Origin of the sequence: Paraburkholderia sp. RL17-337-BIB-A (genome assembly GCF_046025895.1) — a bacterium.
Classification (GTDB): Bacteria; Pseudomonadota; Gammaproteobacteria; order Burkholderiales; family Burkholderiaceae; genus Paraburkholderia; species Paraburkholderia fungorum_C.
Genome location: NZ_JARESY010000003.1, coordinates 868,757 through 888,723, shown reverse-complemented (window position 1 = coordinate 888,723; position 19,967 = coordinate 868,757). Strand labels below are relative to the sequence as shown.

Below are 19,967 nucleotides of genomic sequence, written 5' to 3'. Positions count from 1 at the left end.
AACTCAACTACGGAGCCGGGCGACGTCGTGCGGGAAGTTCGTCAGTTACGTTCATTGGCGTCCAGCATGGACTCAAGAAGCTTGTGGACAATCGTGGTTATGTCGTCGCCGCGTCAACACGCACGGACTCAGCGTCCTCTCGCGGGTAGTCGGGTCGCACGATGCTTGCGTACACATAGGCGTCTTTCACTACGAGGTCCAGTCGGACAAGTTGGACATCGTCCTCTCTAAACAGCGGCGCGACATCCAGCTCCTCATCGCGCCGACAGATGAAAACCGTCGTGGCTTTGCCCACAAGCGCGGGAGTGGCGTACCGCTTTCCCACCCATTCATCAACCATGCGCCACGCGACGAGCAGGCACGCGTATCTTTGATGTACAGGCAATAAATGGAAGCTGAGAATTATCGCGGCTATGCAATCTTTGGCCACGCCATTCTCCAACAAGATGAAATCTTGCGGCCGGAGAGATATGCAGCCAGCGGGACAATAACGCAGAACAGAAGGCTTGTTGAAGCGTCGGGCGTTCTTCGCACCTTTGAGACCGAAGAAGAGGCTCAACTCGCAGGGCTTGCGTGGGCACGCGCATGGGTTGATAGCTACGGCTGAACAGCCCATTGCCCTCTCGTTCTATCTCAACGGAATAGCTGTTCCGTCAATCAAAAACCTCGACCGCTCCCTAGCACCAGCCAGCCACTCCGGAGCTCGTCCACGCCCACTCCAGGTCGCGCCCGACTTGGGGTCCAGATAGAGCGCCGGCTGCGGACCCTTCGGCTGCCCCTTGCCCGCAGTCGCAGCAACCGACCTTGAAGCCTTTTTGGCCGCAGTCTTTGCTTTGCTCGAAGGAGCCGCGGTCGTCGCCCCAGTCGCTTCAGCAGTACCTGCAATCAAGAACTTCGAGCGGTCTTTTTGCTCCTCTTACCCTTGCTTCAAACCCGTTCGCATAGCCGTTTCGTAAACGCAGCCTTCTCCGGAGGGGTACAGGTCGTCGTTTTTTCGTTCCCGCGGTGCCAAACCCCTTGTTTTAGGGGCTCGCCCGTTGCAGATTCAAGTCCGGGTTGCTACGCTAGCGCCAGCCTGAGGATTTAGGCCTTTGCGCATTGTCGGTGACTACGCAAAGACAAAGGTCTCGGGCCAACCTTCGACCAATGACGAGGAATTTATGGCAACAACGAGTGCAACGAAAGCTGCAGCAAAGCCGGCTGCGAAGAAAGCGGTGACCCCGGTCGCGAAAACGGCGAAGGCACCGACGGTGAAGAAGGCTGCGGCCCCTGTCACGAAGAAGGCGGTCGCTGCGACGCCGCTGAAGCCCATCAAGGATTCGTTCACGAAGTCTTCGCTCACTATTCATCTTGCCGAGCGCGCAGGTGTCGAGCCGAAAGCGGCGAAGGCATTGATGGCCGCATTGGAAGAAACGGTGCTCGCGTCGATTCACAAGAAGGGCGCGAAGGAGTTTACGCTGCCGGGTCTGCTGAAGGTTGTTGCGCAGGATGTGCCGGCAAAGAAGAAGCGCTTCGGCAAGGACCCGTTCACGGGTGAAGACAAGTGGTTTGCCGCGAAGCCCGCGTCGGTGCGTCTGAAAGTACGCCCGCTGAAGAAGCTGAAGGACGCCGCTCTCTAAGCCGGACCGCTGGAAAGGAAGCCCCTCGCGACGGAAGTCTGAGGGGCTTTTTTGCTTCTATGCCTGCCCAAATACAACGAAAGCCGTTCCGTGACGTCAAGTTGATTGCTTCGCAAACGGATTGATGGGCTGAACCTTCCGGCGGTCCTTGACGCGCTCCAGCATCTGGCATGTGCTCCAATCAGAAACCAGCGCTTCAAACCCGCGGACGACATTCGATTCCATAGCTTGCACCCCCGGCATCGCCATTGAAATTGGCACTGAACGCGGAGTGGAAGCGATACTGGAAGTAGGCAGAGACCTCCTGGATGCGCTCTTGCGTACCTGAGTCCGTGAACATCACGGATTCAGGCGAGAACGGGTCGTAGTAAATGACATTGGGGTAGTCGGTAGCCACAGCTACGCGTGGTTCATCACTCACAACCAGCGAGCCGACCAACTGGATAGACCCTTTCATCCCCTTCGGGGTTTTGAATACCCAAATGCGCTTTGGCAACCGGTCTGCGAGTTGAATCATTCTCGTATTGTTGGAGCCAAAGTAGCCGACTTGACCGTTCTTGAGGTTCTGCTCGAGCTTCTGCCAGTAGTAGAAAATATCCATTCGATGCCTGCTATTCGATGCTTCGTTCGCTGCGGTGCTTAATCAACGTCGCAATGTTACTAGAAGCCGCTTTTATCGAGCACGAACCGGTTCGAAATTGTTCACATCGTTAGGCCGCCAACCTGCGCTCATAAAACGGCCTGTCCCTGTCATCAAGTATCGCGTGCAATGCCGTCATGTCAGACGCGTCTGGATTCAACCAAGCGTCAATGTTTTCACGCTTTATGGGAACAATGCAGCGGTCGTGTCCAGCAGCGGCGACCTCCGGCGGTGACTCGTCGGTGATGGCAGCATCTTGCCATCCGCAGCATCCGAAGTCGCACCGCAGGGAAAACGATAATGCATCGCTGCGCCATTGCCCAGCATCCAGCGACGGGTGGCGGGGTCCTGGTCCTCACGAGACATAGACGCGCAAGACGGTACCATCACGCTCAACAAATTCGAATATGTGCAGGCGACCGGCCCTGACATCAAGCACGAGTTGTTCGGTGTGAGCAATTGCGGCGTTGTCGGACCGGTCCGAGTGCACTGAACCTGTCGGCATGGTTTCATTCTTGAGTTCGCGGCTCCTGAGAAGAAGCTCGTGAACGGCCCTCTGGCGTGACAAAAAAATCTGTTGCATATGTTACGGGTACTGTGTCTTGTGGCGACCACCGACATCCATGTTTCGCGACCAGACTCGCCCTGAATGGCATCGGCAATACACATCGCCCCTGACGCCGACATCTTACAGCCTATTGCCGAGGCACTACGCGACACTAAATGTCGCCTTGCAAGCGTCGACGCTCTATAAAGTCATGAATAATCCTGACCGCTGCATGCTTCCCGCGACGCTCCAGACTCGGAAAAGCGCATGGACGAAGGTCGTCAGGTCGTTCAACGCTGACAACCGCGCGCGAGCCCCGTCCGCGACAGCCAACATTTGACTATTCTCTCCGACGCTGGCTTTTGCCAAGCAAAACCGCCCCGCATTCTGACGGTTTCCCGAGCATTGCTGCATCCTCCGCGACACCATACGCACGCCACCAGCTCGCCTTGCCTGCCCGATAGCGGGCTCGCACTCGCGCACGCTCCTGCTTTGCCCGAAAATTTGTTGGCAGGTCTGGGTCAGCCGCGCCAGCCTGACTCCGGCGCGCTGTTTCTGTCTGAGAGCAAGGACTTAAACTCGCTGAGTGCGAGCGGCTTCAAAAGCGAGCCATCAAAACATGACATGTCATAGTGGTCGAAGAGGTCAGCATCGGCACTCAGCGAAATGATGCGCCGGGACGCGTATTTTTCGGATGCGCGCAGCCGGAGACACACCTCGTAACCGTTCATATCGGGCAGCGCAATGTCCAGGAGAATCAGGTCGAATCGGCCCTCTTCGCCAGCCGCCGTCAACGCTTCAGAGCCGCAATACGCCTTGGACGCGGTGTGCCCCATCGCACAGGCGATGTCCGCGAGCATATCGGTCGTAGCGCGGCAATCGCCGACTAGCAGGATGTTCATCAGAAGGTAACTGCCTGGACTAGGACACTCCGGGGTCGCCTGCCGCCCACGACGCTGCGTTCGAACGGGTCGACTGACATATGCGAGCCGATGACTACCCAGATGTGCGTTCGCCCTGAAAACGGATGTCTATGCGCTCCCGATTTCACTAAAGGGCCTCACGGGTCGTTCAGGAAGCGAGAAATGGTCATTCATACCGCCGTGCAGTCTGAAGAATGCGCGCTGCTCAATTTCACCCTTGCCAATAACTCTAGCCGGAGTTGCCGGAGAGGGCCAGCAAACCACGCGTCTTGGTTCGCTCCCATGGGGTCGGCACGAGACGCAAACCGTTGAACGCTAATTCCGGCGCTGTATCAGTGATATTCCCGTTGTCATTAGCCGGCGCGTCGGAGCTTACTGGAAATATGGAGCGTAACGTTTCTCAGCGGCAACGTCGCTGCATTCGGTCGTCAATTGTCGAACGGGTATCAACATGAAAACGTTCAATCAGACCAAGAGCTTTTCCCCGTCATCCACAGGAGTTCGGTCCGGAAAACAGGCAAATCAAAAGCGACGGGACTCGCCGTATGCAACGTTGCTCCAGGCGCCGATGAGCAGCAGGGCCTGTAATGTCAGCGACCGGTCAGACATTTCAGCTGTGGCGATTCTCGGCTACAACTGATGAGACAGCCCTTCAGGAGCATGTCTTGCCTGCGATGGGGGCGGGAGGGGAAATCGAATTTCACGGTCCGCACGGAGTGCGACCCACTTCATGCTGTGCAATTTTGCTTTCGCTGAACCGCAATCTTTCGGAACATGCTGAGCCATCTGCCCGGGCGGGAGTCAATGACGGCCCGCTTTCCGACTGGTAGGCGGGAGCACCCACGCCACGCAGCCGTCAATGTCGTCCAGGGTAGTCTGTCTTCAGGCCCAAAGCACCATGAAGCTCGCCATGGCAAAAAGACCTTATGCATCGCACTCACCCAGCTCGCCGACCCGGGCTATCGACGTCTCCGGTAGGCCCGATGGGACCACCATTCTTACGAAGAGAACGAAATAGCCCAACAGGTAGAGCAGGTCCGCCCGGTGGCCAAGCCGATACTGGGCACCGACTTCACATTCGTCACGCCAGTCACGCTTGCGACATTCACGCTCCGCCCCGTTTGCTGCGTCATTTCGATTTCATCTGTTCTCTTTCTTTCTCGCAGCGCCGCGGACAGATTGCTCGGGTGAGCGGGGCGCATGCGTTCCGGTGCCCAGATGTAGCGATTCAGCAGCAAGGCGACCACGATGCACGCGACAACTCCCACGCCAATGACCAGGCAGCGATTTGGAGTTGACCCGGTTTCGTGGACACCTATTCTTTGGAACAGGAGGTGTCCATCATGCAGAGACATCGCACCCCGTACCCGGCGGAATTCCGGGCACAAATGGTTGAACTGGTGCGTGCCGGACGTAAGCCTGAGGAACTCGCGACGGAGTTCGAGCCGACCGCGCAGACCATCTACAACTGGGTCGCACAGGCCGATCGCGATTCAGGTAAGCGTCACGACGGACTGACCACGGCGGAGCGCGAGGAACTGACGCGGCTGCGTCGCGAGAACCGGCAACTCAAGCTAGAGCGAGACATATTGTCAAAAGCCGCGGCCTGGTTCGCCCGGGAGACCGGGACCGTGCCCGACAAGGGTTCGAGTTCATGAAAGCGAATCAGGCCATCTGGCCGATTGTCACCATGGCGCGGCTGCTGGAGGTCTCCGCCAGCGGCTTCTACGCCTGGATCGAGCGCAAACCGTCCGCGCATGCGCGTAGCGATGCGGATCTGCTGTCACGCATCCGTGCAATCTATACGCGCTCACGCGAGACCTACGGGATGCCGCGCATTTATGCGGAGCTCAGCGGACAAGGTATCCACGTCGGGCGCAAGCGGGTTGCGCGCCTGATGCGCATCGCAGGGCTGCGCGGCGTGAGCCGGCGTCGCTGGTTCAGTACTACGCAACGGCAGCCCGATGCGCGGCCAGCGCCGGACCTGGTGCAGCGGCACTTCAACGCCGACGCGCCGAACCAGTTGTGGGTGGCCGACGCCACCTATGTACCGACCCGCGTCGGGTTTCTGTACCTTGCGGTGGTACTGGACGTGTTCAGCCGGCGCGTGGTGGGCTGGGCGATAGCCGACCATCTGCGCACCGCGCTGATGCTGCAGGCCCTGGACATGGCGCTGGGACAACGCCATCCCAACGGGGTGATTCACCACTCGGACCAAGGTTGCCAACTTAGGTTCAAGGAGTCGTTGCAACACTTGTTTTTTAAGCTGTGGATAGTAACTCTTCAAGCGCTTCAGCGGGGGTCTTCCACTGAAGGGCTTTGCGCGGTCGGGCGTTGAGTGTGTTGGCGACCGCATCGAGTTCGCGTTCAGAATATCGACTGATGTCGGTGCCTTTGGGGAAGTACTGTCGCAACAGGCCGTTGGTGTTTTCGTCAGTTCCACGCTGCCACGGGCTTCGCGGATCGCAGAAGTAGATTGCCAAACCCGTGTCGATTTGTAGCTGCGCATGCTGGGCCATTTCCGCGCCCTGATCCCAAGTTAGTGACTTGCGTAAATGCTCGGGCAGCATCGCGATCTTCGCGGCAATGGCATTGCGAACAGCCTCGGCGCCGTGGCCAGCTAACGCCGGCCCGTTCTTCACCCGAGCGCCAGAATTGTGGCCCGGCATGGGCGGTAGGTGCAGCAGCATTGTGAATCGGGTCGTACGTTCAACCAAAGTGCCAATTGCAGAGCTGTTCAGGCCGATGATCAGATCTCCTTCCCAATGCCCAGGTACAGCACGGTCGGCAACCTCGGCCGGGCGCTCACTGATCAGCACCTCGGAGGTGATGAAGCTTTTTCCTCGCTGCTGCGTTCTGGCCCGTGGCACGCGCAGTGCCCGGCCGGTACGCAGACACGCAGAGAGTTCGCGTCGCAATGCACCACGGCCCTGAATGTAGAGTGCTTGATAGATGGCTTCGTGTGAGATCTGCATAGACTCATCATCGGGGAAATCAAGTCGCAACCGGCGGCTGATCTGCTCCGGACTCCAGCAAGTGCCCCAACGCCGGTCGGCCCGACGACCATGCCGTCTTCCCTTCCACGGTACGTTGGGTCCCGGTATCGGCCGGCCCTTCTCATCGGTAACCGCATTCGCCAGTCGGTCCTGCACATAAGCCCGTAATCGCTCGTTCTCGGCGAGCTTGCTGGTCTTGGGCCGCCTTGCCGCTCGCTCGGCTTTCCACTGCGCGACCGTCGCCCGATAGGTCAGCGTACCGCCACGGGTCGCGGCATTGCGGCACAGTTCGCGTGAGATGGTCGAGGGCGAACGACCAAGCCGCCGTGCGATCTCGCAAACCCCGCAGTCCTGCGCCCGAAGCAAGGCAAGCTCCTCACGCTCCGAGAACGATAAATAGCGACCCGAGCGCGGCGCCAAATCTATCGGCGGCATGCCTCCAGCCTGGCGAAACCATCGCGGGCCCAAGGGCTGCGACACGCCGCACGCCAACGCGGCGGCATCACTCTCCATTCCCTCGGCAATGCAGTTCCAGAATGCTTGTTTCGTCTCTAACTGATTGACACCTGGCCTGCCCGGTGAAGACATCGATGCCCGCCCCGTCTGTTGCGCAGCCCAACCTCGTGGTCGTCCCATTTAACACCTCCAATCTCGAGATGTTGCAACGACCGATTGAATTCGCCCAATACACTTCGCTTGCCTTCGGCCGGCGTTGCAGCGAAGCAGGCGTGCGTCCGTCCATGGGCACAGTGGGCGACTGCTTCGATAACGCCATGTGCGAGGCGTTCTTCGCCACGCTTGAATGTGAGCTGCTCGCGCGCACGCGATTCGATACACATGAACAAGCCCGACAAGCGTTGTTCTCCTTCATTGAAGGCTGGTATAACCCGCACCGCCTGCACAGCGGCATCGGCTATCGCTCGCCGATGATTTACGAACGGATGCATGCCGCGAAAAAACAGACCTCGTCCGCATGCGGGTTGCCCACCGCCGGCCAGCGTCATGGTCGTAACGGGCGACCCGCCGTCCGGCCGTGGACAACCCGCAACGTCACATCAAAGGGAGGACCCTCACCCGGGCACAATTCAACTACGTAACCGTCCACTGAAGCGGGTCACCCCCAATTGACCGGAGCCGACGGCTCAAAGCCAAACAGCCAGAGCATCATGTTGAGAGCCATGCGGCCCACCCCGTAAGCGACTCAGCCGCAAACGAAAAGCGAAGCGTCAAGGTCGAGACAAAGGCGCAACGAGGACTCGTTACGGCGCCCTTCCTGACCGCGAAAATCAACTTCGCCGCGGCAAACAACGAGGATAACCTCTCTCGCGCCGCGCTTCGCAAGCCGCCCGATACTGTCGAAGCAAAATGCGCAAGCGCCCGAGCGCCGACCGCGTGCCCATGTTCGTCGTGGCTTTGAACTTCGAGGTCGAATATTGCGATGGACAGCGGCAAGTGGGAATATTTTGCGTCATTCAGCAATGCCTCTGCGCGGACAAGGAAAGCACGATGTGTACATCGCTAGCGAGCAGTCCTTCCCCAGTCAGTTCCTCGACCCGCACTACGACTGACGCCGGTCGGCGCCGATGTCCCGACGCTCGAGACCAACGTTGCCGTCGCTGCGGCCAGACTCTCTTTTCTAGCAACAGCACCCCGGGCTGCGTCGCGCCGCCGCGAACAACGCATCCCGGCACAACGCAGACTGGCCCCGCGTATCTCGAGTTGCGCAGACTGCCCGAATCACCTTCGCAAGTCCTCGAGGTAGTGGACCCGTTCAGCTTCAGCCCAGATTGGATGGCGGCGCGTGTGAGCGGGACGTCGTTGCCGAGCGCGCGGGTGATTCATTAGCGAGAACTACCGACCCATCAGCGTCTCGCGCCAGTTTCATGGGCCACAAGCCCAAGGGTGTCGGTAGTGCATTTCAGCCGTCACTCTGCATGGATGCGAGCAATTCAACCGTTCGCCGATACACATCGTCCGCGAGCGCGACCGCACGCTCCATCATGCGTGGCGCCGGACGTATCGGCGCGGCATATTGGCACCAGTCCCGCAACTCCTGCATCAGACGCACTTTAGCGGGGCTCAGGGCGAGTGCGCTCGATGCTGCATCGATAATTTCTCTGCTCGGGTGTTTCTCACAAGCAACATTCACACCGCGCGCTGCAGCTATTTCGACGCAGCAAAAGTATGCGGCCTCAAATGCCCAGACCATTCGCGCTTGCGGCGACAGTTCAGTCATTTGGCAGTCGCATAGTAGTTCCCGGCTTCGCTCCAGCCTCAGCCCGCTTGTCAAACTGCCGTGCGAGGTCACGAGATTGCTCCCTTTAGCGCCGATACCGGTGAACAATCGTCTGCAAGCATTCGTGCACATTTCGCTTGTGCGTCTTTGCAGCCAAGCAAGAAGAGCCTACGGAAAAAAACCTCATTTAACCACTCGGAGTTTTGCCAATAACCGGCAAGGTCCTGACAATGAATCTGTCGCTGTCTTGATGCGGGCCGAAAAAGCGTGCTTTCGCGTCCCCGGTCCCTGTCCGCCGTTGCGGCTTGAGTACTCGGTCCTTCAGCCTCTGAGCGCGTCGTTTACTCCCCCTGTTGCGCTGGCGCATGCGCAAGCTCGGCTTGTCCTGGCCGTTGCTTCTACGGTTCACAATAGCCCGTCTGTCTGTCCAAGGCACGAATTCCGGCGAGGGCGTCTCTATCAATCAATGCTGTCTCCACCCACTGCAAGAGTCGTGGCGTTCGTCGCTGCAGGATTGCTCGTTGTGTGCAAGAATCGCCGCGCGCGGCTTACCGCCCATAACAATGACAGTAGGTCGATTTCATCTTTGGTGACGAGGAGTAGACAGTTGATTCAGCGAATTTCCGCCTTTTTTACTCAGGTGGTGCACCGGTTTTTGCCCGACCCCCTGATTTTTGCCATCCTTCTGACCGTCGTGACCTTCGCGCTCGCGCTTGGTTTGACGCCGAAGCCTCCCGCCGACCTCGTGATGCTATGGGGCTCTGGCTTCTGGAATCTGCTCGCATTCTCGATGCAGATGGCGATGATTCTTGTGACCGGCCACGCATTGGCGAGCTCAGGCCCGGTCAAGCGGATGTTGGTCGCCTTGGCGGGCTCCGCGCGTACACCCGGCCAAGGCGTGATGCTGGTGGCGTTTGTGGGCGGAGTCGCCTGCGCCATTAACTGGGGCTTCGGTCTGGTCCTTGGTGCGATGCTTGCGCGTGAGGTCGCGAGACGCGTCCCGGGAACGGACTACCGTCTCCTCGTTGCGAGCGCCTACATGGGGTTCCTGACGTGGCACGGTGGCCTGTCTGGCTCTGTGCCGCTCGTGGCCGCGACCAAGGGCAATCCGATGGAGAAGACAGTAGGTCTGATTCCGGTATCGCACACCATATTCACCGGCTACAACGCGTTTATCACCATCGGCCACATTATTCTTTTGCCGATTCTGGCGAGACTCATGATGCCGAAGCCGGAGGACGTCGTCACAGTGGACCCGGCCCTTTTGCAGGACCCGCCGAGTGTGGAGCGCAAACTTCCTCCTAACGCGACGTTCGCGGAAAGAATGGAAGAAAGCCGGATTTTGGCGCTCCTGGTGGCAGCACTGTGCGCCGTGTTTCTGGTAATCCGATTCGTCAAGAAAGGCTTCGTTCTTGATATTGATACCGTCAACCTCGTGTTCCTCGCAGCAGGTATCGTGCTTCACAAGACGCCGATGGCATACGCGCGCGCTGTAGCCGGTGCAGCCAAGGGCGCGTCCGCCATCATGATTCAGTTCCCGTTCTACGCTGGCATTCAGGCCCTTATGGACCATTCGGGGCTGGCTGGCGTCATTACGAAGTGGTTCGTCGACATCGCGAACGTCCACACATTTCCGCTTCTGGCATTCCTGAGTTCGGCGCTTATCAATTTCGCGGTACCGTCTGGCGGCGGTCATTGGGTGGTGCAAGGTCCCTTTGTGATGCCGGCGGCGCAAGCACTTGGCGCGGACCTCGGCAAGTCCGCGATGGCAATTGCCTACGGCGAAGCGTGGACGAATATGGCGCAGCCGTTCTGGGCACTGCCTGCACTTGCAATCGCCGGTTTGGGCGTTCGGGACATCATGGGCTACTGCGTGACGGCGCTTCTGTTTTCCGGCGTGATTTTCGTGGCCGGTATGTACCTGTTCTGAGAAGGTCGGCGCTCCGCCTCAAACGAGGTGGGCGCCTGCGAAGGCAGGTTGCAAAGCTTCATGTCCTTCCGTATGAACTGCACGCCGCATCGAACGGGTCGTAGTCACGCCAGTTTCCGGAGAAAGACATGGCAGTAGACCTTTCTAAAGTTCGGCTCAATCCATCGTTCAACGGAGCTGCGTAAGTTCGGCAGACTGGCGAGTCAGTACCTGTGGCTTCACCCAGTACAACCGGCATACCACTTGGGGAGTTGTGCCTCTATCGCGCGGGCAATAGACGGTCCCTCTGCAGAAACGCCTTGTAGTCAAATTTCGATACGCCAGTTGAATTGTTAGTGGACGTGTTGAACAGACTCGTCGACGTGCAATGGAGGTTGGGACTGGTCACCGCACGGTCCGGCGCTATCGCCCGTTGGCGACCTGCATCCAGTTCACCCACGGGCTCAGCTGTCGGGGCACTGTTGAACACGAGCGCATCTCTGTTAGCGCTCAATGCGAACGCCCGTGGCCTCCGCCACCGCCCCAGTAATGGCCGCCGCCCATACCACGCCCTGGGTATCCGTGCCCACCCCGGAACGGTCGCGAAACGTCGGCCATTCATCAGTAGTCGTCGGGGCCGGGGGCACACACTGGGGAAACGGTGCTCGTACCTCGATTCGTTAGCGTCTGGCTCTGGCTCTGGCTCTGGCTCTGGCTCTGGCTCTGGCTCTGGCTCTGGCTCTGGCTCTGGCTCTGGCTCTGGCTCTGGCTCTGGCTCTGGCTCTGGCTCTGGCTCTGGCTCTGGCTCTGGCTCGTAGGTAATTTTGATGAGTTGCCGGTGATTCTGCTGAAAGGTACCGTGGTGTCTGCCGCGCTGTCCGGCAATGGTGGAGTACCCGCTCCACTGTCATGCGATGTGATGCGAGCGCGTTCCGGCTTCGCGAGGTACCCGGATGACTGCTGGTCTGACAACCGAATGAGGACTGAAACCGCAGGAGCCGACGGTTCCGTCGTCTACGTCGTCGATGACGACAAGGGAATCCGGCAGGCTCTCGACATGCTCTTGCGCTCTGTAGGCTTGCGCGTCGAAACGTTCGAGTCCCCGGACGAATTTCTCCGGTCTCCCCGCTCCACCGGGCCGAGCTGCCTCATCCTCGACGTGCGGCTCCGCGGAAAAAGTGGCATGGCGTTTCATCAGGAAATCGTCAATAGCGGCGTGCGCATTCCCGTCGTATTCATGACCGGTCATGGAGACATCGAGATGGGGGTGAAGGCAATGAAGGCCGGCGCGCTGGACTTCCTTGCCAAGCCGTTCAAGGACCAGGACATGCTCGACGCAGTGGCCCAGGCCCTGGCCCGGGACAGCGAGCGGCTCGCGGCAGAGGCCGCGTTAGCCGGCCTGCGCGCTTCATATCAATCTCTTTCACCGCGCGAGAAAGAGGTGATGGCCTTTGTGCTGTCCGGCCTGCTGAACAAGCAGATTGCCTCTGAGATGAACCTGAGCGAAATCACAGTCAAGGTTCACCGTGGGCAGGTGATGCGCAAGATGAATTCGCGCTCCATGCCCGACCTTGTCCGCAAGGCCGAATCGCTTGGTATCGAGCCCCGTCTGCCCCACGGCGGTCATCATTGAGCGCCGTCGTGCGTTAGCACTTCTGCACAGCGTCCATGATTCGCTAGGGATTTCCGAGAGCGACCGACAACCAGTGAGTCATTGCACTGGCCTGGTAGGGCTTCTGCAGCAACACAAGTGCGCCGTTACTCGCCGCCTTTGCCTGCAACACCGGCGTTGGATATGCGCTTATAAAGATGGTCGCCGGGGCATGCCCTTGCGCACGCAGGCACTCATGCATCTCGATACCTGACATGCCGGGCATGCGGATGTCGGAAATCAGGCAGGAGGTATGGGCGGCCTGCCCGGAAGCAAGAAATTCTTCTGCCGACTCATACATGCGCACCTGCCAGCCAAGCGACCGGATAAGGCTGCTTAACGCAACACGGATGGCTGAATCATCGTCGACAATCGAAACAACAGGCGTGATTCGCAAAATGCGGCCCTCGGTTACTCTCTCTCGGGATGACGTGCGGTCGGTGCCGCGAGCCTCTTTTAATTTGCAGATTACTTTGCAACGGCTCCCAATGACATGATACGAATGTATATATGAACCGAACCACGTGCGCGCCGGTCGCCGTGCGTCACTTTCGTACCTCCTCCTGCGTCATGGCTGGCGGAAGACTGAACGAGAACGTCGCGCCCCCTTCAGGGTTATTGGAGGCCCAGATTTGCCCACGGTGGGCTTCAACAATAGAACTGGAAATAGCCAGTCCCATTCCCATGCCGGAACTGCGTGTCGTAAAGAACGGTTCAAAGAGTTGCGGAAGATTGGCCTCCTGGATGCCAGCCCCCGAGTCCTTTACCGCCACGACAACATTGCCATCAGGGTCAAGGCGGGACTGGACGATAAGTTCGCGCCTGCCGCTGACGTTCGCCATCGACTGCAGAGCGTTGATGATTAAATTGACGAGCACCTGCTGGAGCTGCACACGGTCGCCCAGTATCAGTGGTAGCTTCCTGGCAAGGCGACGTGTCAGCGAGCCACCCTGGCGCTCAATATCCCGCCTGATAAGGGCAATCGCATCCTCGACCACATCGTTGATTGCAATCGGTGCCCGGTCCGGCGGCGCCCCCTTCATGAGCGCCCTCACACGTTGCACGATTTCTGCAGCTCGATTTGCCTCGCCTGTCATCTGGCTCACGCAACCCTCGATTTCCTCCATGTCCGGAGGCTGGCGATGCAGCCAGCGCAGACATGCTTCACCGTTCGTTACGATGGCGGAAAGGGGCTGTCCCACTTCGTGGGCAATTGATGCGCTCAGCTCACCAAGCGCCGTTAGCCGGCTTACGCGTTCCAGTTCGCTTTGCGCATGCCGCAACCGCTCCTCTGTCTGCTTCGCCCGCGTCACGTCCATCACGGCCCCGACGAATTGTCTGTTATCCGGCTGACCGTTCGCTGACCGAGCAACGACGTGAAGGTGTTTGATGCGTCCATCGGGAAAAAGCAGACGATGCTCGATGGTAAAGTCGACGGTGAAACCGTGCGCCTTTGCAATCTTCTCCTCGAACAGGGGCATATCGTCTGGATGCACCCGCTGCCTGACCAGTTCAATGTTGGGCACGACCGCCGGGTCGTATTCGAAGATGGAAAAAGTCTCGTCGGACCAGATGAGTTCGCCCCTCGGGACATCCCAGCCGAAACTGCCGGTCCTGCTCAGCTTCTGCGCTTCGGCGAAGTACTGCGCCTGACTCTTCCGGAGCAGTTCTTCGGCATGCTTGCGCTGCGTGATGTCATTGTTGGTCTCAAGCGTGGCCAACGGGTTTCCCGCGCCGTCGCGCTGCAGTGCCCAGCGGCTCGTCACGATTATCTCGGTGCCATCCCGCCTCGTGTGAATTAACTCGCCCTCCCACTGGCCGTCGCGAAGAAAAATCCGCTGGAGCTCATCTCGAGGCAGCGGGAATACCGAACTCAGAAATTCGTCGATGAACTTCCCAATCGCCTCTTCCTTCTTCCATCCATAGAGTGTCTCTGCTGCCTGATTCCAGTATGTAATCACGTTGTTCTTATCACGCACGATGATAATGTCGTGTGTCAGCTCCAGCAGCTGTGCCTGCGCGCGCTGCGTCTTTTCAATGCGGCCAATCCGCCTGACAAGGGTGGTGATTGCGAGTGAGGTGACGAGAAAGGCAACAAGGGAGAATAAATCCCCGGGTTTGCTAATGTGGAAGCTATTGATGGGTTCCGTGAAAAAATAGCTGAGCAGCGCGGCGCCGACAACCGAGAAAATGACCGATGAGATGAAGCTGTCCAGCAGGGACAGGAGAACAATGACGACCAGAAGGAAGAAGCCAGCGGTGCTCTCTTCCTGGTCCAGAAGGACACAGGTTGCAGTAACGGCTCCGAGCGCGATACAGCCTCCAAGCCACAACGTCGCCAGATATCGCAAGCTTCTGCTTTCATGTGAAGAAACTGTCGTGCGCACAGAATGTCTCCCTTTTGGGCGCAATTGCACCAGCCCGCTTGCATCAGCTCCAGAGATTTTGCCGGTTTTCTCGCGGTTCGACACCGCTCGCTAAGTCTCCTCACCGCGGCTACGCCCGTATAAGCGAGTTACGCTGCCGCGACATCGACATATCCAACCGTAGAGTAGATTCGCCCTTCGCCAAAGCCTACTCTTATCTCATCGAGACAGCGCTCGCCGTTATGAGAGCGTAAAGCTCCGCAAGTCAGCGGCGATTCGACCTCTGCAACGCGCGTGAGCAACGGAATAACCGTTGCCAGCAAACAAGTCGAAGTGAAAACCCGCCGATTTGAGGCCGTGTCATGGTGACGGTATTACTTGTCGACGACGACATGAACCTGCTTTAGGCGCTTGAGACGTTGGTCTGCGGAGAAGGTTACGAGCTTATGACTGCATCGAACGGGGATGAGGCACTGCAGGCAACTGGCCGAAGGCGCCCCGACATCGTTGTTTCGGATTTCATGATGCCGGTCATGGACGGTCCCGCCCGCATCGGCACACTCGCGGCCGAGCCGTGCCACAGGGTGCGCTTCGCCATGGCCACAGGTCCAAAATGAAACTAGATGCCGCGATGTTTGTGCGACTGCGAAGTCTCGCCCCCCGGTTCTCGATGACGTGCTCAGTGCAGGCGGGGTCGAGCGTCCAGACCAGGCCGCGAGCCTTGCGTCACTTGCCCAGCTATGTTCCCAGCTGTTCGACGCGTACCATTTCCGACGCCGGGGCGAGGTGCGCAGGCGACCGGACGCCCTCGAGTGGGAGCAACGTACTGCCTCTGGAGGGCTTCCCGCCAGTACACCAACGATTGACGCGTCCCTGGTCGACGGTATCGAAGTAGACGAAGACTCCCCGCTATTCACCACACTGCGGCGTCAGTCGGCGAACCGCCGGGTCCAGAGACGCTCGCCGAGGGCGTTGAAACAGAAAAGCGAAAGCAATCCCTCGAGGCAGCAAGGTGTGGGCATCGGGCAAGGCTTTCACCTCAGCAGACCGTCATCAACGGATATGCAATGACGTGGCACGAGCAACCATCGTCGCGGCCATGGCGACTGACGCGTGACAGCCGCTTGCCGCCGAGCGGCGATAGCCGCCTTCGCGCCGAATCCGCTCGGCAGGCTCACGTCCAGAAACTGCCGGCGAACGTTCAACGAAGTGCCACGGTGTCGAGACCGACTTGGGTCGTCCAGCGCATCAACCGCTTCGACGCGCGGGAATGAATTTACTGCGAGGATGATGAGCGACATGCGACAACTAGAGGTGATTCAGCTTTTCACCGAACTGGTCGACCCGATTGTGAGGCTTCTGTCATAGCAGTTCCGGTTTTTCGCCAGCAAACAGTCGGCCGGACGGCGCAGCGGGAATTGCCATTGTCCGGCGTGGTCTTCGTCGCCTTTCCTGACGCAGTCGATTTGCTGTTCACCGCGGGACTGTTCAGGTTCCGCGCTTTTCAGCGACCTCGCCGTGGCTGAGAGTATTGACCCGCGCCTGAACCACCTGCGGACGGGCAATACAAATCGGCGTCCTACCGATGCGCATAGAGCGGCAGGAAGGGGTCTTTTGCCCGCGGCGTACCGGCGCTCGATGGACGCGCATTTCCGGCGACCACAGGCGACGGGCACTTGGGGATATCGGACCGAGCGACCGGCAATGCCAGCATTTTCGAAAAATCGGCGGCAGCGCGCACGCGGGCAGTGAGATTCAGTAAGCCGTTCAGTCCAAGCACGTTATCGACAGTTTTCAATATCGACGTATGGTCATATTGCGTTTGGTCGATGGTGCCGGCCGGAACATAGGGGGAGATGACGAGAGCCGGGATGCGCGCACCCAGACGGTCAAAAGGAAAGTTGTGCGTCTTAAGCTTGGGGTTCTCGCTTGAGCCCGGAGGCACCGCTGGCGGAGGGCGTACATGGTCGAAGAAGCCTCCATGCTCGTCGAACACGATAACGAACATGCTGCTAGGCCACATGCTTGAGCCGCTGATGGCATCGTACAGCGTTTTAACCAGCGCCTCGCCTCTGCGCACGTCGCCGGCGGGGTGCATCGAGTCGCCGTTCCGGAAATCGTTTTTCGCGTCGTATGTCGGTTCTATAAAGACAAACTTCGAACTCAGGGAGCCGTCGGCGAGCTGAGACAGGAGCGTGTCCATCCCGACAAATCGGTTTAGCTGGCCCTGCATGCCTGAAATAGCGCGCGTCTGGGCAACATCGCCTTGCACAATGAGCCAGTCAGTCGGGCCCAGCTTCGAAAATACGGTGCCGTTCGGAAAGTTGAATATCGGGGCATTCAGGAAAATGGCCTCGAGCACCTGAGCATCGCTAGGTGAGTGGTCAAGCCCAGAGGACGTTCCCGCGACTGCGAAAAAGCGGTTCGGCCAGGTGGGACCGGGAACCGACGCGAACCAGTTGTCACATACACCGAACTGCCTGGCGAGGAAGTTCAGTACCGGCAACTGGTCGGGCGTGAACGTGCTGAAGGCGTCAGCCACGACGTCAGCGTGGTCTTCGTACGTTGCGGCGAACCCGGTGGTCGACGGGTCCACGGCCAGGGGTGGGTAGCCTGTTGAGCCCAGGACAAGCGAATCGCTTCTAACCATGTCCGCGCTTGCGAAAGGCAAGCCGCACAACTGGACGCAAGTGTCAGTAAATTCATGGCCCGGGTCAAAGCCGAGCGCATAAGGCGAACCTTTGCCAAGTTGATAACGTGTACCTGTGCGGCCAAAGTTGACAACCGGTTGTATGGGTAATCCGTTGGCCGTCATTGTACCGCCGCCTGGGAGGTTGCCAGCAAAAGCCGACAGGCCAAAGATGCTGTCGTACGAGCGATTCTCAAGCATAAGAACAAACACGTGCTTTATCGTTGCCATGGCTCTCTCCCTGGAACCGTTACTCGCTACTGGCCGAGCGCTTCTGCTGCCAATTTCTCCTCGGCAATCAGGGACAGCTTCCGGTCGGTGGCCTTCTCTTCTTCCAACGTGTCGGCCAGAAGTTTGACAGACTCTGTTTCGCCCAACTGTTTCGCCAGCGCAATCAGCGAGCCATATGCCGCAATTTCGTAGTGTTCCACTTTCTGCGCCGCTGCGATAAGCGCCGTGTCCAGCAGTGGGCCTTTTTCAATCTCGTCAATCTGCTCCTGGCCTTCCTCGTTGAGACCCTCCATGGCAACGCACTTGATGCGCTTGAGCTCGATGCCGGTAGCCTCGACGACACGGTCAATTCTCTCAATCTGACCTCGCGTTTCCTCCAGATGCATCTCGAACGCCGACCTGAGACCCGGATTGGTCGACGCGCGTGCCATCTTGGGCAGCGACTTTGTCATCTGCTTTTCGGCGCTGTAAATATCGGACAGCGAGTGAATGAACAAATCCTTCAGCGTCTTTGTACCATGGCTACTCCCTCGATTCAGTTTCGGAAACTCGCCTACCGGCGGGTGCAGTGTGACGGGTTGAGCCGCAAACCACATGCCCGTGCTTGCCGCTAACAACGTCGCGCACTCAATCCGCCCCCATCCAAGGAGAAAAGTTGCTCCCGGCAGCTCTGATGACGGAGCCGTAGCGGCGAGCTTCAGTATGTTTGCAGCATCGCCTCTGCTTCCTGTGCGTTTGCGCGGACCGGACCGTGTCGCCGTTTGACGGCATCCGCGTCTCCCGGGAACGCCCGTTGCGCCACCATGGCGCGGGCAAAGCTTCGGATTTCTTAGTTGTTGAGACCGCGCTTGAACACCCTTCACTCTGGGAGACGCAACCACGCAAATTCTTGCCACTCAAACCGGCCTGCCCCGCGTGTCATGGGGTGCCACTTTCGCCGGCGTAATCCTGTCACTCATTGTCTATCTGGTCCTTAGCGTGCTCGGGACCGCCATCGGCGCAACACTCCTGTCTCCACTGTCGCAGCCTGACCCGATGCGCGCATTCGGCTTTGGCTCAGGTGTCTGGATGATTGTGACGACGGTCGTTGCCGTCTTTACCGGCTCGTATCTGGCTGGCCGATGTGCGCCCGTTTTTGGATGGTTGCATGGCCTGCTCGCGTGGGCAGTCATGATTCTTTTCGTCGTGTACGGCATGGCTTCCCTCGTCGGAGGTGCCGTCAGCGTTGCCGGCAACGTCGCCACGGCGGGCGCAACCGTGGGCGCCGCGCAGAGCCAGGCGCCTGGCGGGAACCCGGTGGTCGACTCGGTCAAACAACAGGTTCAGAGTTTGGCCGCGTCCGCAGCCTCGGTAGCTTCGAGCCCGCAAGCCGAGCAGAACGCACGTCAGACTGCGGACACAGCTGCGCGTGCCGTCGCTCGCGCGACGTGGTTTTCGTTTGCGGCGCTTGTCGTGGGCGCAATCATCGCTCTGGGGTCCGGCAGTCTCGGCTTTCGCCATCAACCCCTTTACGAGGAAGGAGGCGGCGCGGCGAGCGACGACGCGGTACGCGCTGCACGCGGAAGTGGGGGTGAACGTGGTCACAGTCCTGCCCATTGACGCTTGCCGGCTGGCGTTCGGTTTTACGGGAGGAACATGCTTCTGTTGAGCGTCGCCCGGTCGACCGTCCGGGGCCCCCCGCCGACCTGAAGGAGATTGTGTCGGAGTCCGCGAGACCAGCGAGCAGGAAGTCGTCGAACTGCGCGCGTGGTCCAGGAGGCCGAGCGACAACATGCGTAGCTGTTCGTGAATAATCTACTGGAGAGAGTGCAATGGACAACGTTTCGCGGGAAGAGAAGATTCGTGTGCGGGCCTATGAGCTCTGGGAAAAAGACGGTAGCCTCGAGGGAAGCGCCGACGAGTATTGGGAGCAGGCCAAGGCCCAGATAAACGAAGAAGAGACTGCGGACGGAAACGGAACTGAGCCAAAGAGCCGGCTGCCCGAGTGACGGAAGCCGGACGCTGAAGAGAAGCCCAGCCGTCGACCGCCCAGCGGAGCCATAACGCTTGCAGGCGAACCGTTTGGCGGCGCAGTGCACGCGGCGCGCCCTTTCGTTGTCGCCATGCGCCGACCCCACGACGTGCCGGACGCTATCCGGTTTTGTCACGCTACCGCATAGC

At 59.1% G+C, this 19,967-nt stretch carries 17 protein-coding genes and 5 pseudogenes; 10 read left to right on the top strand and 12 right to left on the bottom strand.

The features are described from left to right. Positions 1-97: 97 nt before the first annotated feature. Positions 98-340, bottom strand: a complete 243-nt coding sequence (locus P0D84_RS42180; protein WP_408348484.1) for a hypothetical protein — start codon at positions 338-340, stop codon at positions 98-100. A gap of 48 nt (positions 341-388) precedes the next feature. Between P0D84_RS42180 and P0D84_RS42175 the strand changes: the two genes are divergently transcribed. Beyond that, the gene (locus P0D84_RS42175; protein ID WP_408348481.1) at positions 389-607 is read left to right on the top strand and encodes a DUF6566 family protein; all 219 of its coding nucleotides are present in this window, start codon (positions 389-391) and stop codon (positions 605-607) included. A 21-nt stretch (positions 608-628) separates the two neighbouring features. Here the strand turns inward: P0D84_RS42175 and P0D84_RS42170 are convergent, their stop codons facing one another. Further along, positions 629-889, bottom strand: coding sequence for an H-NS family nucleoid-associated regulatory protein (locus P0D84_RS42170; RefSeq protein WP_408348479.1), 261 nt, complete (start codon positions 887-889; stop codon positions 629-631). A gap of 271 nt (positions 890-1,160) precedes the next feature. Here P0D84_RS42170 and P0D84_RS42165 point away from each other — a divergent pair, with 271 nt between their 5' ends. After that, complete coding sequence (locus P0D84_RS42165) at positions 1,161-1,619, top strand: HU family DNA-binding protein (RefSeq protein ID WP_408348476.1); 459 nt, start codon at positions 1,161-1,163, stop codon at positions 1,617-1,619. 196 nt (positions 1,620-1,815) lie between these two features. Here the strand turns inward: P0D84_RS42165 and P0D84_RS42160 are convergent, their stop codons facing one another. The 3 genes and pseudogenes from P0D84_RS42160 to P0D84_RS42150 all read right to left on the bottom strand — a co-directional run bounded on the left by P0D84_RS42160 (position 1,816) and on the right by P0D84_RS42150 (position 3,708). Continuing rightward, positions 1,816-2,220 carry a hypothetical protein gene (locus P0D84_RS42160; protein ID WP_408348473.1) on the bottom strand — a complete coding sequence of 135 codons (405 nt, stop codon included), beginning with the start codon at positions 2,218-2,220 and terminating at the stop codon, positions 1,816-1,818. Positions 2,221-2,329: 109 nt separating this feature from the next. Beyond that, a pseudogene (locus P0D84_RS42155) lies at positions 2,330-2,512 on the bottom strand (SOS response-associated peptidase family protein); the annotation flags it as partial. Positions 2,513-3,327: 815 nt separating this feature from the next. Next, positions 3,328-3,708, bottom strand: coding sequence for a response regulator (locus P0D84_RS42150; RefSeq protein ID WP_408348470.1), 381 nt, complete (start codon positions 3,706-3,708; stop codon positions 3,328-3,330). Positions 3,709-5,072: 1,364 nt separating this feature from the next. Between P0D84_RS42150 and P0D84_RS42145 the strand changes: the two are divergent. Continuing rightward, positions 5,073-5,231 (top strand): annotated as a pseudogene (locus P0D84_RS42145) (transposase); the annotation flags it as partial. A gap of 24 nt (positions 5,232-5,255) precedes the next feature. Next, positions 5,256-5,956: pseudogene (locus tag P0D84_RS42140) on the top strand (IS3 family transposase); the annotation flags it as partial. 34 nt (positions 5,957-5,990) lie between these two features. Here P0D84_RS42140 and P0D84_RS42135 read toward each other — a convergent pair. After that, positions 5,991-7,361 (bottom strand): IS30 family transposase, encoded by a 1,371-nt coding sequence (locus tag P0D84_RS42135; RefSeq protein ID WP_408344547.1) that lies wholly within the window; start codon positions 7,359-7,361, stop codon positions 5,991-5,993. Between the two features lie 47 nt (positions 7,362-7,408). Here P0D84_RS42135 and P0D84_RS42130 point away from each other — a divergent pair. Continuing rightward, a pseudogene (locus tag P0D84_RS42130) lies at positions 7,409-7,678 on the top strand (transposase); the annotation flags it as partial. Between the two features lie 965 nt (positions 7,679-8,643). On the opposite strand, the gene P0D84_RS42125 reads toward P0D84_RS42130, so the two are convergent. Next, complete coding sequence (locus P0D84_RS42125) at positions 8,644-9,069, bottom strand: hypothetical protein (RefSeq protein WP_408348467.1); 426 nt, start codon at positions 9,067-9,069, stop codon at positions 8,644-8,646. Positions 9,070-9,568: 499 nt separating this feature from the next. Here P0D84_RS42125 and P0D84_RS42120 point away from each other — a divergent pair, with 499 nt between their 5' ends. Further along, positions 9,569-10,891, top strand: a complete 1,323-nt coding sequence (locus P0D84_RS42120) for a TIGR00366 family protein (RefSeq protein WP_408349788.1) — start codon at positions 9,569-9,571, stop codon at positions 10,889-10,891. A gap of 82 nt (positions 10,892-10,973) precedes the next feature. Here P0D84_RS42120 and P0D84_RS42115 read toward each other — a convergent pair. Then, positions 10,974-11,067, bottom strand: a pseudogene (locus P0D84_RS42115) (YbiU family protein); the annotation flags it as partial. A 779-nt stretch (positions 11,068-11,846) separates the two neighbouring features. On the opposite strand from P0D84_RS42115, the gene P0D84_RS42110 reads away from it, so the two are divergent. After that, positions 11,847-12,503: a response regulator transcription factor gene (locus P0D84_RS42110; protein ID WP_408349785.1), complete on the top strand. Its 657-nt coding sequence runs from the start codon at positions 11,847-11,849 to the stop codon at positions 12,501-12,503. 43 nt (positions 12,504-12,546) lie between these two features. On the opposite strand, the gene P0D84_RS42105 is transcribed toward P0D84_RS42110, so the two are convergent. Both P0D84_RS42105 and P0D84_RS42100 read right to left on the bottom strand, forming a co-directional pair. Further along, positions 12,547-12,918, bottom strand: a complete 372-nt coding sequence (locus P0D84_RS42105) for a response regulator transcription factor (protein ID WP_408348464.1) — start codon at positions 12,916-12,918, stop codon at positions 12,547-12,549. A gap of 148 nt (positions 12,919-13,066) precedes the next feature. Then, a complete protein-coding gene (locus P0D84_RS42100; RefSeq protein ID WP_408348461.1) occupies positions 13,067-14,992 on the bottom strand; it encodes an ATP-binding protein in 1,926 nt (641 codons plus the stop codon). Positions 14,993-15,306: 314 nt separating this feature from the next. Between P0D84_RS42100 and P0D84_RS42095 the strand changes: the two genes are divergently transcribed. After that, positions 15,307-15,504: a response regulator gene (locus tag P0D84_RS42095; protein WP_408348458.1), complete on the top strand. Its 198-nt coding sequence runs from the start codon at positions 15,307-15,309 to the stop codon at positions 15,502-15,504. 962 nt (positions 15,505-16,466) lie between these two features. Here the strand turns inward: P0D84_RS42095 and P0D84_RS42090 are convergent. Together P0D84_RS42090 and P0D84_RS42085 are read right to left on the bottom strand one after the other, a co-directional pair. Next, positions 16,467-17,807: an alkaline phosphatase family protein gene (locus tag P0D84_RS42090; RefSeq protein WP_408348455.1), complete on the bottom strand. Its 1,341-nt coding sequence runs from the start codon at positions 17,805-17,807 to the stop codon at positions 16,467-16,469. A 26-nt stretch (positions 17,808-17,833) separates the two neighbouring features. After that, the gene (locus P0D84_RS42085; protein ID WP_408348452.1) at positions 17,834-18,403 is read right to left on the bottom strand and encodes a YciE/YciF ferroxidase family protein; all 570 of its coding nucleotides are present in this window, start codon (positions 18,401-18,403) and stop codon (positions 17,834-17,836) included. A gap of 319 nt (positions 18,404-18,722) precedes the next feature. Here P0D84_RS42085 and P0D84_RS42080 point away from each other — a divergent pair, with 319 nt between their 5' ends. Continuing rightward, complete coding sequence (locus P0D84_RS42080) at positions 18,723-19,406, top strand: YrzE family protein (protein WP_408348449.1); 684 nt, start codon at positions 18,723-18,725, stop codon at positions 19,404-19,406. Between the two features lie 212 nt (positions 19,407-19,618). Further along, positions 19,619-19,795 carry a DUF2934 domain-containing protein gene (locus P0D84_RS42075; protein ID WP_408348446.1) on the top strand — a complete coding sequence of 59 codons (177 nt, stop codon included), beginning with the start codon at positions 19,619-19,621 and terminating at the stop codon, positions 19,793-19,795. Positions 19,796-19,967 lie beyond the last annotated feature (172 nt).

Bases quoted from the DNA above. Each gene is read 5' to 3' on its own strand.
- P0D84_RS42165 (WP_408348476.1), top strand. From the start codon at position 1,161: ATGGCAACAACGAGTGCAACGAAAGCTGCAGCAAAGCCGGCTGCGAAG.
- P0D84_RS42180 (WP_408348484.1), bottom strand. From the start codon at position 340: ATGGTTGATGAATGGGTGGGAAAGCGGTACGCCACTCCCGCGCTTGTG.
- P0D84_RS42135 (WP_408344547.1), bottom strand. From the start codon at position 7,361: ATGGGACGACCACGAGGTTGGGCTGCGCAACAGACGGGGCGGGCATCG.
- P0D84_RS42175 (WP_408348481.1), top strand. From the start codon at position 389: ATGGAAGCTGAGAATTATCGCGGCTATGCAATCTTTGGCCACGCCATT.
- P0D84_RS42085 (WP_408348452.1), bottom strand. From the start codon at position 18,403: ATGTGGTTTGCGGCTCAACCCGTCACACTGCACCCGCCGGTAGGCGAG.
- P0D84_RS42110 (WP_408349785.1), top strand. From the start codon at position 11,847: ATGAGGACTGAAACCGCAGGAGCCGACGGTTCCGTCGTCTACGTCGTC.
- P0D84_RS42075 (WP_408348446.1), top strand. From the start codon at position 19,619: ATGGACAACGTTTCGCGGGAAGAGAAGATTCGTGTGCGGGCCTATGAG.
- P0D84_RS42150 (WP_408348470.1), bottom strand. From the start codon at position 3,708: ATGAACATCCTGCTAGTCGGCGATTGCCGCGCTACGACCGATATGCTC.
- P0D84_RS42160 (WP_408348473.1), bottom strand. From the start codon at position 2,220: ATGGATATTTTCTACTACTGGCAGAAGCTCGAGCAGAACCTCAAGAAC.
- P0D84_RS42090 (WP_408348455.1), bottom strand. From the start codon at position 17,807: ATGGCAACGATAAAGCACGTGTTTGTTCTTATGCTTGAGAATCGCTCG.